At 71.5% G+C, this 9,373-nt stretch carries 13 protein-coding genes; 8 read left to right on the forward strand and 5 right to left on the reverse strand.

What is annotated here, in order from left to right:
- Window positions 1-236 precede the first annotated feature (236 nt).
- Window positions 237-866, forward strand: coding sequence for a hypothetical protein (locus ACFVTF_RS33665; protein WP_371518320.1), 630 nt, complete (start codon window positions 237-239; stop codon window positions 864-866).
- 65 nt (window positions 867-931) lie between these two features.
- Here the strand turns inward: ACFVTF_RS33665 and ACFVTF_RS33670 are convergent, their stop codons facing one another.
- The 4 genes from ACFVTF_RS33670 to ACFVTF_RS33685 all read right to left on the reverse strand — a co-directional run bounded on the left by ACFVTF_RS33670 (window position 932) and on the right by ACFVTF_RS33685 (window position 5,102).
- Complete coding sequence (locus ACFVTF_RS33670; RefSeq protein ID WP_387817842.1) at window positions 932-1,423, reverse strand: MarR family winged helix-turn-helix transcriptional regulator; 492 nt, start codon at window positions 1,421-1,423, stop codon at window positions 932-934.
- A gap of 63 nt (window positions 1,424-1,486) precedes the next feature.
- Window positions 1,487-2,779 (reverse strand): glycosyltransferase family 39 protein, encoded by a 1,293-nt coding sequence (locus tag ACFVTF_RS33675; RefSeq protein WP_387817843.1) that lies wholly within the window; start codon window positions 2,777-2,779, stop codon window positions 1,487-1,489.
- A 171-nt stretch (window positions 2,780-2,950) separates the two neighbouring features.
- Entirely contained in the window at window positions 2,951-4,627 is a 1,677-nt protein-coding gene (locus ACFVTF_RS33680) for an RICIN domain-containing protein (protein ID WP_387817844.1), read from the reverse strand.
- Window positions 4,628-4,862: 235 nt separating this feature from the next.
- A complete protein-coding gene (locus ACFVTF_RS33685) occupies window positions 4,863-5,102 on the reverse strand; it encodes a chaplin (protein ID WP_387817845.1) in 240 nt (79 codons plus the stop codon).
- A 231-nt stretch (window positions 5,103-5,333) separates the two neighbouring features.
- Between ACFVTF_RS33685 and ACFVTF_RS33690 the strand changes: the two genes are divergently transcribed.
- From ACFVTF_RS33690 to ACFVTF_RS33705, 4 genes are all read left to right on the forward strand, one after another.
- Window positions 5,334-5,585, forward strand: coding sequence for a chaplin (locus ACFVTF_RS33690; RefSeq protein ID WP_363374899.1), 252 nt, complete (start codon window positions 5,334-5,336; stop codon window positions 5,583-5,585).
- Window positions 5,586-5,820: 235 nt separating this feature from the next.
- Window positions 5,821-6,063, forward strand: a complete 243-nt coding sequence (locus ACFVTF_RS33695; RefSeq protein ID WP_387817846.1) for a chaplin — start codon at window positions 5,821-5,823, stop codon at window positions 6,061-6,063.
- 105 nt (window positions 6,064-6,168) lie between these two features.
- Entirely contained in the window at window positions 6,169-6,438 is a 270-nt protein-coding gene (locus ACFVTF_RS33700) for a chaplin (protein WP_387817847.1), read from the forward strand.
- Window positions 6,439-6,556: 118 nt separating this feature from the next.
- Window positions 6,557-6,937, forward strand: coding sequence for a hypothetical protein (locus tag ACFVTF_RS33705; protein WP_387817848.1), 381 nt, complete (start codon window positions 6,557-6,559; stop codon window positions 6,935-6,937).
- Window positions 6,938-7,016: 79 nt separating this feature from the next.
- On the opposite strand, the gene ACFVTF_RS33710 is transcribed toward ACFVTF_RS33705, so the two are convergent.
- Window positions 7,017-7,673, reverse strand: a complete 657-nt coding sequence (locus ACFVTF_RS33710) for a hypothetical protein (RefSeq protein ID WP_387817849.1) — start codon at window positions 7,671-7,673, stop codon at window positions 7,017-7,019.
- Window positions 7,674-7,975: 302 nt separating this feature from the next.
- On the opposite strand from ACFVTF_RS33710, the gene ACFVTF_RS33715 reads away from it, so the two are divergent.
- The 3 genes from ACFVTF_RS33715 (at window position 7,976) to ACFVTF_RS33725 (ending at window position 9,248) form a co-directional block, all read left to right on the forward strand.
- Window positions 7,976-8,320: a hypothetical protein gene (locus ACFVTF_RS33715; RefSeq protein WP_030232098.1), complete on the forward strand. Its 345-nt coding sequence runs from the start codon at window positions 7,976-7,978 to the stop codon at window positions 8,318-8,320.
- Between the two features lie 77 nt (window positions 8,321-8,397).
- Window positions 8,398-8,742, forward strand: a complete 345-nt coding sequence (locus ACFVTF_RS33720) for a rodlet layer protein (RefSeq protein ID WP_121174808.1) — start codon at window positions 8,398-8,400, stop codon at window positions 8,740-8,742.
- Window positions 8,743-8,981: 239 nt separating this feature from the next.
- Window positions 8,982-9,248: a hypothetical protein gene (locus tag ACFVTF_RS33725; protein ID WP_371518314.1), complete on the forward strand. Its 267-nt coding sequence runs from the start codon at window positions 8,982-8,984 to the stop codon at window positions 9,246-9,248.
- Window positions 9,249-9,373: the final 125 nt, after the last annotated feature.

Here is a 9,373-nt window from a genome sequence, read left to right on the forward strand (position 1 = left end):
ATCCGGGCACCGTTGTCTGTACGGTTGTCCGTACAGACGGGGCCGCTGACTGCTCCGGAGCACGGACCAGTCAGACTGTGCACTCAGAGTGCGCAAGTGTTCCGGTTGTGTGCAGGGGTGTGGAGAGGACTGCCGCGTACCGCGAGTGGGTACGGCGGCGCATGACGGGTAAGGAGCACGTCCGGAGGGACGCCGGACGTGCGGGGGTCTGTCGATTCCGGCGAATTCCGGTGAGGATGGTCCGAGTGTCCGAGGCGCAGGACGGCTACGACGAGGCTGCGGGGGGCTCCCGCAGGCCCGCCGAAACCGCACGCGGGGGTAAGGGAGCGGGCACGGGTCGTGGCCGCCGCGGCGGCGAGAGGCGGGGTGAGGGACGCGTGGGGGTGACGTACAAGTACTTCGGCGCACCGGACCGCGCCACCGCCGCCAGAGTCCCCACCGCCCTCGGACCGGGCGGGCTCGGCCTGGACGCCGGCGAACTCGGCTCGCTCGGGCGGCTCGGCGACCTGATGGAGACCAGCGGCTCCCCCAACGGCCATCTCTCCACCAAGATCAAGCCGGAGACCATGAGCGCCATGGTCCTCACCGGCATCCAGGGCGTCCCGCTGCACCAGGTCCCGCCGCTGGAACTCGTCGTGCTGCACCCCGACTACGCCGTCGTCCAACTCCCGCAGAACGTCGTCGAACCGCTCCGCAAGGCCGACGAGACCGAACTCGGTGCCGCCGCCTTCATCTGGTCCACCGTCCCCGACCGGCGCGGACCGCGCGACGCCTTCGTGATCTACAGCATGCTGCACGAGTGGCAGGACTTCGCCAACCGGCTGCACGAGGCCGGGCACCAGCTGTACTGCCTGGTCTGGCCGTAGGACTTCCCGGAACCCTTCGCCCCGCCCACCGAACGGCGGCCGGGGCGAAGGGATGTGACCTCGCGTCAGTTCGTCCGGGCGCGACGCGCCCGGCGGACCGCCCGTTCGCTCTCCACCGGCTCCGCCAGCGGCCCGTCCACCAGGCGCGTCAGCGCCGACACGAACACGTCCCGCTCCGGGCCGGGCAGCGACTCCAGCACCTCCCGGTGCACCCGGTCGGCGATCGCGGTGCCCCGCTCGACGGCGCGCCCGCCCGCCTCGGTGACGGAGATGATCCTGGCCCGGCGGTCGGTCGCGGACGGGCGGCGCTCGGCCAGGCCCGCCTTCTCCAACTCGTCCACGGTGACGACCATGGTGGTCTTGTCCAGGTCCGACAGCTCGGCCAGCTGGATCTGGGTGCGCTCGGTCTCCTGCGCGTGGAACAGCACGGAGTACGCGCGGGGGGTGATCCCGAGCTCGGTGAAGGCGGCCGCCATCCGGGTCGCCAGCACGTGGCTCGCGTGGTCCAGCAGGCCGGAGATGTCACGGATCTGGCGCACGGGCGGGGTCGTCGTCATACGTCCGAGATTAGCAACGGCCCGTCCGCTGCTGGATGATCCCGTTGGCAACCAACCCCGGGTCTACGGGATGCCCAACTCGAACAGCGCATACCCCGCGTACCAGCCCGCCGCCACCACCGGCATCGCGAACAGGCCGACCAGGGAGGACGTCCGCACCCGGCGCAGCGCCACCGCCAGGCCGATGAACAGCGGGAAGGCCGGCAGCAGGTAGCGCGAGATGTTGCCGAAGATCTGGTTGCTGCTCAGCGCGGTGGCGATGGTGAGCACCGTGTAGACCACCAGCACCAGCGGCGGCCGGGTGCGCCACAGCAGCACCAGCAGTCCGGGCAGGGCCATCAGCAGGGCGATCGCGATCAGGTCCGGGGTGGGGTTGGACTGCCAGAAGTTCCAGTGCCCGGTGATCACGTCCATGACGGTGCGGACCGTGGAGGCGCCGCCGTCGAAGTAGCGGTTCCAGGCGCCCCGCTGGAGCTTGAAGTAGCCGCCCCAGTCGCCCATCCGGTAGCCGACCCAGACGACGTACCCGATCAGGCCCCACGGCGTGATCAGCATCGCGGTCAGCGGCCGGGCCACCCCGTCGGTGCGCCGGACCAGCGCCACCAGCGCGGCGATCGACACCGCGGCGATCAGCGCGGCGGCGGTCGGCCGGTTGAGGCCCGCCACCAGCGCCAGCACACCGGCCGTCAGCCAGTGGCGGGTCATCACGCAGTAGCAGGCCCAGGCGGACAGCGCGACGAACAGCGAGTCCGAGTAGACCGCCCACTCCACCCCCGAACCCGGGAACAGGCCCCAGATCACCGCGGCGATCACGCCCGCCCGGAAGCCGCCGAGCCGCTCCGCGATCGCGAAGATCCCCGCCGCCGCGACGAGCGAGGCGATCACCGAGACGGCGATCCCGGAGCCGTACGGGCCGAGCCCGGTGACCGCGCCGACCAGCCGCATCAGCCACGGGTAGAGCGGGAAGAAGGCGGCCGAGTTCTCGTAGACGGAGGCCATCGGCCAGCCGTGCATCGGGAGCAGCTGCGGGTCGTAGCCGTTCTCGGCGATCCGCTGGTACCAGACGCCGTCCCAGGTGCCCAGCACGTCCCACGGCTGGGCGCCGCCGCCGCGGCCCGGGCTCTTCTTGAGGTAGTCCCCGGTGTGCGACAGCAGCAGCATGAAGACCGTGAGGCCGATGGCCTTGACCACCGCGTACGCCCCGAGCGCGGGCGCGAAGCGCTCCACCAGGGCGCCGAACCGCCCGGGCCGCCGGGCCGCCCGCTCCTCGGAGCGGTCCGCGGACCGCTCCACCTCCGGCGCCACGGGCGCGCCGGGCTCGGTGCTGGACGACTCGGTGCTCGATGCCGTGCTCATCTGCTCTGGGTACTCCCCGCCACGCTGGTGGTCCGCGCGGCTACGGCGCAGCGATTTCAGGTGAGCCTACGGCACGTCCCCACCTGCCCCGCGAACGCCCGCCCGCCCCGAAAACCCCGTGGCGCCGCCCCCCCGCGATCGGTGGGGGCGGCGCCGCGGAGGGGCCGGGGATCAGCCGTGGAGGTAGACGATGCCGAGTTTGGTGAGCTGCCAGAGCTGGGTCGCGGCGCCGGTGTCGGTCGCGAGTTCGACGGCGGGGTTGCCGTTGGCGTCGAGGGTGGTGCCGGGGGCGATCACCTTGGTCGGATCCTGGGAGTCGGCGATCTTGTAGCGGCCGCCGCCGGCCGGCTTGAGGATCCAGTGCTGGTTGCCGCCGCCGTTGCAGCGCCACTGCTGGATGCGGGTGCCGGCGGCGGTGGAGGCGGCGTTGGCGTCCAGGCACATGTCCCGGTTGCCGCTGAAGTCGAGCTCGTAGCTGCCGCCGGCCTTGGCCTCCAGGACGAAGGACTGGTTGAGCCCGCCGGTGGCCGGATAGGTGATGGCGGCCCGGCCGTTGGTGGAGTCGCCGTAGGTGCCGCCGCCGGTGAGGTCGAGCGCGTTGCCGCTGGCCGCGTTGGTGAGCTGGTACCAGGAGCCGTCCTCGGGGACGTCCGCGAACGGCTGCCCGGGGGTGAGCGGCTGGATGGAGGTGGTGTTCTGCTGGTTGAGCGTGCAGTAGGCCTGCGCCAGTTCGGGCTTGGCGAAGAACTGGCCGAGGCAGACGCCCTCGCCGCGGTATCCGGCCACCCGCAGGTGGTACGACTGGCGGACCATGTTCATGCACAGCCCGGGGATGCCGATCTGCGAGTCGCAGCCGTTGCGGGCCCACTCGGCGAGGTTGATGACGTCCCCGTTGCTGTACTCGTACGGGGAACTGGTCCACTCCGCGCAGACCTCGTGGCCGAAGGCGACCCGCCGCTGGTCGAGGTAGCGCACGCCGGGCACCTGCTCGGCGGCGCCGCGCAGCGCGTCGCTGAAGGTCGGCACCACCCAGTTGTGGCCCCAGGCCAGGTCCTCGGGGAAGGCCGGGCAGCCGTCGGCGACCTTGCCGAGGTAGTCGTTGTGCCGGATGTCCGGGGTGATCGGATTGAAGTACGACTGGTAGACCAGCTGGTACGAGGAGTCGGCGTAGCCCGCCTTCCGCATGGTCTGCCGGATGTTCTGGAGCGCGGCGACGACCTTCGGCTGGACCCGCTTGGCGCGCTGGACGATCTCGTCGCTGCCGATGGTGTCGCGGCAGCCCTGGCTCTTGGGGATCGGGAAGTACTGCGCGAGGCAGTGCATCATGATCCCGCTGAAGTCGAAGTCGTCGTTGGCGCCGATCGTGACGACGACCATCTTCACGTCGTACTTGCCCGCCGCGTCGGCGAGTTTGACGTCCTGTTTGGGCTCGCCGAAGTCGCCGCTGCCGGAGCCGGTGACCTTGGCGAGTTCGGGGTCGCTGACCAGGTCGCCGGTCTGGGCGCCGGAGCAGGCGAGGTCGATCGGGGTGACCCCGGGGATGTCGGTGACGAAGATCTCCGACTTGGGGTGCCGGTGGCAGTAGTTGGTGGGGCTGTCGGTCTCCGGGAAGTAGCCGTCGTTGGTGTCGGTGCCGGCGCCCTCCCCTGAGATGGCGCTGTCGCCGAGGGCGACGATGGCGGCCGGGCGGGTGGCGCCGGCCGCGGGGGCCGGGTCGGCGAGGGCGGCTGGGGCACCGGCCAGGCCGAGGGCGGCGACGAGGGCGCCGGTGGCGAGCAGTGCGCCGTACGGGGAGCGGCGCGCCACCGTCCGGGGCCGCCGCGCCGCTGTCAGTCGGGACCTGATCACACGCGACTCCTTGCGGGGGGGGGTGGGGGGCCGCCCGGCCGGGCGCCGAGCGGCGCGGAGCAAGAAAGGTGAGCAGGTCTCATATTCTAGGTACTGACAAGTAACGCAACAAGGCTTGTGACACCACGGGAACCTGACGCCCCGACACACCCCCGGACATACGGAGAGCCGCCGCCCCGCGCCCCAGGAGGGAAGCGCGGAACGGCGGCTCACGCCGGCCGAACCGGGAGCAGGATCAGCCCACGTTGGCGCAGTGGTTGCCGAACGCCGGGTTCAGCAGGCCGACGATGTCGATGGTGTTGCCGCACAGGTTGATCGGCACGTGAACCGGAACCTGGATCTGGTTGCCCGAGATGACACCGGGGGAACCCGCGGCGACACCCTCGGCGCCGGAGCTGGCCATCGCGGTGCCGGCGCCGGCGGCCACGATGCCCACCACGGCCGCGCCGACGGCGGCGGTCTTCTTGATGCTCATACGAGCCTCCTGACTGTTCATACAGAGATGCACGGGGAGTGCGACATCAAGAACGACACCCACCCGGACCGGTTGCGACGGCGGACCCACTGTCACCCATCCGGCCCAACGCGCACGGCGACCGGCATTCGGGTGATCAGCGGACCGGACCGTTTCCCCTCGCGCGGTGCCTCGTTCTCTCTGGCGGAACACGATCCACCCCGTCCCCTTCACACGAATCGAGTACCGCCCATGCGCAAGCTCGCCCACGGCGTCGTCGGCACCGCGGCCAGCGCCGCCCTGCTCGCCGCCGGCGCCGGCGTCGCGTCCGCCCACCACCTGCACGGCGCGTCCGCCGAGGGTGTCGCGGCCGGCTCGGCCGGCGTGGTCTCGGGCAACTCGGTGGAGGTGCCCGTGCACATCCCGCTCAACGTGTGCGGCAACTCGATCGACGTGGTGGGCCTCCTGAACCCGGCGTTCGGCAACAACTGCCTCAGCGCCTGACCGGGAATTCCCCTGGTCGCACCTCTGCCCGAACCACTCCCGGCCGTGCGGGAATTGTTCGCGAGGTGCTGGAACAACGCGGCGGCCGCGTCGACGCCCGAGCCATGGGCGAAACACGCCGGTGTGCGCCGCCGGAGTGACAATCACGGCAATCCCCAGAAGCCAGCGGGTGAGTATTCGTGCTCGCCCGGCTCCCGACATTTCCCATCCGTCGGGCAGAAAACGGAGGAAAGACATGCGCAACTTCAAGAAGGCCGCCGTCCTGTCCCTGGCCGCCAGCGGCCTGGTCCTCGGTGCCGCCGGCGGTGCGTTCGCCAGCTCCGGCGCCGAGGGCGTGGCCGCCGGCTCCCCCGGCGTGCTCTCCGGCAACCAGATCCAGATCCCGGTGCACGTCCCGATCAACCTGTGCGGCAACTCCATCAACATCATCGGCCTGCTCAACCCGGCGTTCGGCAACACCTGCGTCAACGCCGGCTGAACCGGCCGTCGCCGCACCGGCGACAGCTGATTCACCGAGTGCCGCGCCCCGCGACGCCGGGGCGCGGCACGCTCCACCCGTGTGTGATCGAGGAGATCAACCCCCATGCAGAACGTGAAGAAGGCCGCCGTCCTGTCCGCCGCCGCTGCCGGCCTGGTGCTCGGCGCGGCCGGGTCCGCCGCCGCCAGCTCCGGCGCCGAGGGCGTGGCCGCCGGCTCCCCCGGTGTCGTCTCCGGCAACCAGGTCCAGATCCCGGTGCACATCCCGGTCAACCTGTGCGGCAACTCCATCAACGTCATCGGCCTGCTGAACCCGGCCTTCGGCAACAGCTGCGCCAACGTGGAGCTCCCCCCGCCGCCCGCGGACGACTGCTGATCCCCGATCGGCACCCGTTCCGGCCGTACTGCCCCCCGACCAGCCGGCCGGGGGGCAGTTCGGCATCCCCGGGCGGCCGGTGGCCGTCCGGCCCCCGATCCACCGAAGGGTGATCCGCATGGTTTCGAAGAAGAGCGGGGCCTGCCTGGTCGTCGCCGTCGGCGCCACGATGCTGCTCGGCGCGGGTTCGGCGCAGGCCGCCACCACGACCGGCTCGGCCCCCGCGCCGGGCCCGGCCAAGCTGGCGAAGACCGACGTCGGCCAGGCCCTGAACGGGACGACCTCCGGCCTCGGCTACGGACTCGCGCCGGTCAAGGACCTGCGCCTGGACCCGTGGGCGAACTCCTCGGCCGACGTGCTCAACAACGGCGCGACCGTCAAGCCCGACCAGGGCCTGGCCCCGGTCGGCACCGGCGGTCTGACCGGCCCGCTGAGCGCGGGCGGCGGCATCCGGGACCTCCCGCTGGTCGGCGGGCTGACCGGCGTGCTGCCGGGCTGAGCCGCCCGGCGCAGGCGGGAGCCCGGCACCCCGGTCGCATCCGGGGTGCCGGGCTCCACCGTGCCCGGAGCCGCTGGGCTCAGAGCTGGGTCAGGTCGGTCAGGCCGGTCTGCTGCACCACGCCGGTGGTGGTCGCGGTGGTCGTCGCGGCCAGGTCGCCCACCTTGTCAGTGACCGAGATCGGGTGGTCGTCGTCGCCGAGGCTGGCGGTGGCACCCGGAACGGCCTGCACCGTGCCGGTGACCAGTCGCGGGTCCACCTCGCCCACCTTGAGCCGGCCGTCGGCCAGCTGGCCGGTGCCGTCCTGGACGAGGGCGAGCGGCTTGCCGACGGCGAGGCCGGGGGTGTCGGCGTGCAGCGGCGAGGCCGGGGCCTCCAGCAGCACCTGGCCGAGGTCGGCGCCCTGGTCGACCAGCGGGAGCGGCAGCTGGGCCTTGGCGCTCGGGCCGACCTTCCCGGTCTGCAGCCCGGGGACCAGCCGGTCCGGGACGAGCTCGGTGCTGGTGGTGCGGCCGGGCGCCGGCGGCAGGAGCAGCGAGGTCGGGATGCCGGCCGTGACGCGGCTGCCGAGCGGGGTGAGCGGCACGTCCGCCGGGACCTGCTGGGTGGCCAGCTTGTCCTCCAGGGCCCCGACCTGGTCGGGGCTGACCGGGGCGGCACTGGCCGCTCCCTGGGAGGCGAGCATGCCCGCACCGACCGCCAACAGCATCGCGCCGGCCCGCTTGGAGAACTTCATGCTTTTCACCGTTCTGCCTGTCCGTACTGGAGATCCCTGAAGGGAGGGGCTGCGGGGCGCAGCCGGAAAGCAATCTGCCTCAACGAGTGACCGTGAGCACGGATTGCGGCGGTTAACCGGTTCGGCGTAATAATCCGACCGGAAACCACTCTTCGACGCGCCTCCCGGACTCTTTTCAAAAATCCCCGTAACCTTCCGTGCCGTCATTCTTTGATCTGGACGTCAGTCACTGCAGACCGGGTCTGAGCGTTCTACGCGTTGTACGCACGGAAACCAAGAGCATTTCAGAGAGGGATCTTCCCATGATCCAGAAGTCTTTCGCCGCCGCCGGCCTGGCCGTCGCCGCGCTGGCCGCCGCCGCCGCGCCCGCCTCGGCGATCGGTGACGCGGACGGCGCCGCAGCCTCCATCGAGGGCAACGGCGGCACCAACTTCACCGGCACGGTCGGGAACAACAGCCCGAACTTCCACTTCCTGGACAACGCGAACGTCTGCCTCCCCGAGATCCACAACATCGCGGTGGGCGTGCTCGGCGTGGCCGTCCCGGTCGAGGTCCCGATCGCCAACAGCGGTGGCAAGCAGTACTGCACCCAGGGCCAGGGCACCCAGAGCCACGGCGACGCGGGCGTGTCCCACCTGATCGGCTGACCGTTCCCCCAGCTGCACTCCCCCTGAACCACCCTTCGAATCGCTCCCCGATTCACCCCTCGAGAGGAAAACCGGAAATGATCAAGAAGTCCCTCGCCGCCGCCGGCCTGGCCGCCGCCGCCATCGCGATGTCCGCCGGCTCGGCCTCCGCCATCGTCGACTCGGACGGCGCCGCCACCTCCGTCCAGGGCAACGGCGGCACCAACCAGACCGGCACCCACGGCAACGGCAGCCCGAACTTCCACACCCTGGACAACGCGAACATCTGCCTGCCGGAGGTCCACAACATCGCCGTCGCCGTGATCGGCGTCGCGGTTCCGGTCGAGGTGCCCGTCCTGAACAGCACCCCGAAGCAGATCTGCAACGTCGGCCAGAACACCCAGTCCTCGGGCGACGCGGGCGTTTCGCACCTGATCGGCTGATCAAGGGGCACGGCACGGACGGAGGGCCCGGGGAGGTACGTCTCCCCGGGCCCTCCGGGCGCTACGGGTGCTTCGGGCGCCACGGGCGAGGTGTCCGGCCGGCCGCCGCCGAACAGGCGCGGACCGGCCGGGTGAGCGGGCGTTCGGACCGGCGCGTGGGGTGCCGGCCCGAACGGCCGGATGTGATCACGTGTCAGAGGCAGCGCCCGCCGGGGCGCTCCGAAAGAGAGGGCATTTCCATGAAGAGCAAGCTGGCCAAGGCCGCACTGACCGCCACCGCCGCGCTGGCGCTCGCGGGTGCCGCCACCCCGGCGTTCGCGCACGTCGGCTTCGCGGGCGGCGGCGAGTTCGTCGCCTCGGGCGACCACCCGTTCGCGGCCGGTGCGGGCTTCGGCGTCGGCCACACCAGCGACGTCATCGCCGGCGGCTTCGGCGGCGGCGCCGCCACCTCCACCGACGTGATCGGCGGCGGCGAGGGCTTCGCGCACATCAACGGCTGGAAGTAGGACCCGGAAGGCCGGGCCGCTCCCACGGGGGGGGGCCCCCCCGCGGCGGGGTGGGGGGGGAAGGGTTGGGGGGGGGGGAGAAAAAAAAAAAACAAGACCCCCACACAAATTAATTGTTTTAGAGT

This window comes from Kitasatospora sp. NPDC057940, from assembly GCF_042887425.1.
Lineage (GTDB): Bacteria > Actinomycetota > Actinomycetes > Streptomycetales > Streptomycetaceae > Kitasatospora.

Bases quoted from the DNA above. Each gene is read 5' to 3' on its own strand.
- ACFVTF_RS33675 (WP_387817843.1), bottom strand. From the start codon at position 2,779: ATGAGCACGGCATCGAGCACCGAGTCGTCCAGCACCGAGCCCGGCGCG.
- ACFVTF_RS33725 (WP_371518314.1), top strand. From the start codon at position 8,982: ATGAAGAGCAAGCTGGCCAAGGCCGCACTGACCGCCACCGCCGCGCTG.
- ACFVTF_RS33665 (WP_371518320.1), top strand. From the start codon at position 237: ATGGTCCGAGTGTCCGAGGCGCAGGACGGCTACGACGAGGCTGCGGGG.
- ACFVTF_RS33690 (WP_363374899.1), top strand. From the start codon at position 5,334: ATGCGCAAGCTCGCCCACGGCGTCGTCGGCACCGCGGCCAGCGCCGCC.
- ACFVTF_RS33715 (WP_030232098.1), top strand. From the start codon at position 7,976: ATGATCCAGAAGTCTTTCGCCGCCGCCGGCCTGGCCGTCGCCGCGCTG.
- ACFVTF_RS33710 (WP_387817849.1), bottom strand. From the start codon at position 7,673: ATGAAGTTCTCCAAGCGGGCCGGCGCGATGCTGTTGGCGGTCGGTGCG.
- ACFVTF_RS33700 (WP_387817847.1), top strand. From the start codon at position 6,169: ATGCAGAACGTGAAGAAGGCCGCCGTCCTGTCCGCCGCCGCTGCCGGC.
- ACFVTF_RS33705 (WP_387817848.1), top strand. From the start codon at position 6,557: ATGGTTTCGAAGAAGAGCGGGGCCTGCCTGGTCGTCGCCGTCGGCGCC.
- ACFVTF_RS33670 (WP_387817842.1), bottom strand. From the start codon at position 1,423: ATGACGACGACCCCGCCCGTGCGCCAGATCCGTGACATCTCCGGCCTG.
- ACFVTF_RS33720 (WP_121174808.1), top strand. From the start codon at position 8,398: ATGATCAAGAAGTCCCTCGCCGCCGCCGGCCTGGCCGCCGCCGCCATC.
- ACFVTF_RS33685 (WP_387817845.1), bottom strand. From the start codon at position 5,102: ATGAGCATCAAGAAGACCGCCGCCGTCGGCGCGGCCGTGGTGGGCATC.
- ACFVTF_RS33695 (WP_387817846.1), top strand. From the start codon at position 5,821: ATGCGCAACTTCAAGAAGGCCGCCGTCCTGTCCCTGGCCGCCAGCGGC.